The following is a 2059-nucleotide window of genomic DNA, read 5'->3' as shown; positions in this document are numbered from 1 at the left end:
ACCTCAAACGAAACACAGGATATATCACGCTTGGAACGAGTCATGATACCAGTGAATTTGCCTGTGATAGCTTATTTCAATGGTGGGTAAACGAGGGTATTATTCATTATCCTAAAGCAAAATCATTGTTGATCCTTTGCGATGGTGGAGGGAGTAACAGCTCACGGCACTACATTTTTAAAGAAGATTTACAAAAGACTGCGAATGCACTTGGATTGGAAATTAGGATTGCCCACTATCCTCCTTATACCTCCAAGTATAATCCCATTGAACATCGTTTTTTTCCTCATGTGACTCGTGCTTGTGAAGGTGTTGTATTTGACTCGGTTGAAACAGTTAAAACATTGATTTCTAGAACATCAACGTCAAAAGGACTAACAACAATTGTTCACATACTCGACAAAATATACGAGACAGGACGAAAATATGCCGCTGACTTCAAAGAAATAATGCCGATTGTATTTGATACACATTTACCAAAATGGAATTACCGTGCAATTCCTCAAGAATAATTAATATCGGGAAGTTGTTTCGTGCTTATTCCTAAGGTTCCCGGGTCGAAAGATAGTAAGGCACTCATTAACGACGGAGTTGTTAGCGGAGACCTCACTATCGGCGATATTGATACCTTTGTATTTGAAGCAAGTGCGGGCGATGCAGTTCACATCCGTGCAGCCTATACCAGTGGGTCACAAAGGATTGAAGCCTGGTTATATAGCCCGGACGGTACGCTGATCAGGTATTACCCATATAATGATACGGCAGAGTTTGACTGTTATGTATCCTCAAGTAATTGCCAGATAAACCAGACCGGTATCCACAGGCTTGTGGTAGCAGATTATGGGAGTGATGATACAGGTAACTATGAGATCAGTTTTTCTGGCTCTCTTCAGAGCTCCGTTACACCATCACCTAAACCTGATAAACCAGTTATACCACCACCTGAAATTGATAAAAGTAAGGCTATTCGTCTCTTATCCGAGACAAGCTATTCATCTGACCATAGTGAAAATCATGATAATGACTGGGTAAATACTTTTGAGGATTCAGGTGATTCCGATTTAATCACCCATGCACTTTACCCATTTCAACGCGATGGTGAGGAATATAATAGTGGCAATGCGCCTGGTTATTCATGGAGCCTGACACAATCGAACATATTGGATGAGTTTAATTCCAACAACAGTGATACCGAAGATACTACCCGCATACCCTTGATACTTATTCATGGTTGGCAAGCCAACTGTAGAAAACCCTATTTATTCAAGATAGACTATCTTGATACATGTAAGGACGGATCTGATAGTGATGCTTTCCCTAACCGGGATCCAGATAACTTAGCTAACGGAAGAGATAATAACGATTATAATGCAGAAGAATACTGGGATACTTTCTTGCGTTATTTTGCCGCTACGGATGCTCTAAAACAGCGCTATAAACTCTACCTTTATCAATACCCCACCTACAAACACGTGACCTTTAATGCCAGAATGCTGGCGCGGATGCTTCCCGAAATTGATTATTTGAAAAACTGGCTCGAATCACCTGGCAAGAAAATCACTTTTCTGACCCATAGCATGGGCGGTCTTGTTGCCCGTTCCTTGCTGGAAGAGCATGATGGCGCACAAGTTCTGAAGGATAATGAATGGAAGCCTTTATTAAATACAAGTGATGGTAGTCCTCCTGGGGCGAGAGTGGTTGAGAAATTAATCACACTGGATACACCTCACCATGGCTCGCCAGCACCGATACCCGCCTGGATTGATACTGACACATTTGATAATGATGTTGCTTTTGATGGAGGAAAGGATCTTTTTAGTCCCGGTGCTATGGATCTTTGGTGGGATGGTTATGATAAAGCCTTTACCACTGAAATAGTTCAAAAAGACTTGAATGATAATGAAGCCAAAGATTATAACGTTGCGGATCAAGATAACTCTTTTAGAACTAAGGGTCTTGCAGCCTTTGATAACCTTTATCGTATCAAGAAGCCAGAATTTTCAGATAGCTTTTTAGTAAGTTTTGGAAAGTTAGATATCGTAAAAACTGGCATTTTCTA

Annotated in this window: 2 protein-coding genes; both read left to right on the top strand. The window is 40.9% G+C overall.

What is annotated here, in order from left to right; genetic code table 11:
• On the top strand, nucleotides 1-512 hold a 512-nt coding region (locus tag CDZ78_RS08855), incomplete at its 5' end, for an ISAzo13 family transposase (RefSeq protein ID WP_140413953.1).
• A 21-nt stretch (nucleotides 513-533) separates the two neighbouring features.
• The coding region (locus CDZ78_RS08850) for an esterase/lipase family protein (protein WP_244559203.1) at nucleotides 534-2059 on the top strand (1526 nt) is incomplete at its 3' end.

Source organism: Bathymodiolus platifrons methanotrophic gill symbiont (genome assembly GCF_002189065.1).
In the GTDB taxonomy this organism is placed as follows: domain Bacteria; phylum Pseudomonadota; class Gammaproteobacteria; order Methylococcales; family Methylomonadaceae; genus Methyloprofundus.
This window is presented reverse-complemented; position numbering and strand designations above follow the sequence as displayed.